The organism is Colwellia marinimaniae, assembly GCF_002207865.1.
GTDB lineage: Bacteria > Pseudomonadota > Gammaproteobacteria > Enterobacterales > Alteromonadaceae > Colwellia > Colwellia marinimaniae.
In genome coordinates this window covers 1-266 of record NZ_BDQM01000301.1, presented here as the reverse complement: position 1 = coordinate 266, position 266 = coordinate 1, and the positions used below count along the sequence as shown (strand labels likewise).

Below are 266 nucleotides of genomic sequence, written 5' to 3'. Positions count from 1 at the left end.
GCAGCATTCGATGCTGGCACGGGCGACATGCCCGCTTGGGGGGACCTCGTGGCCGAGCACGCCGATGGGGTCTACCGCTTGGCTTATCGCCTGTCTGGCAATCAGCATGACGCCGAGGATCTCACCCAGGAAACCTTCATGCGTGTCTTCCGCTCCTTGGACAAGTATCAAGCCGGAACGTTTGAAGGCTGGTTGCACCGTATTACCACTAACCTCTTTTTGGATATGGTGCGTCACCGTTCCAAGATCCGCATGGAGGCCCTGCC

1 protein-coding gene is annotated in these 266 nt (G+C 58.6%); it reads left to right on the top strand.

Features of this window, described 5'->3' with window-relative positions:
* Window positions 1–48 precede the first annotated feature (48 nt).
* Window positions 49–266, top strand: a 218-nt coding sequence (locus MTCD1_RS23715; RefSeq protein WP_200818681.1) for a sigma-70 family RNA polymerase sigma factor, incomplete at its 3' end; no start/stop codon positions are given.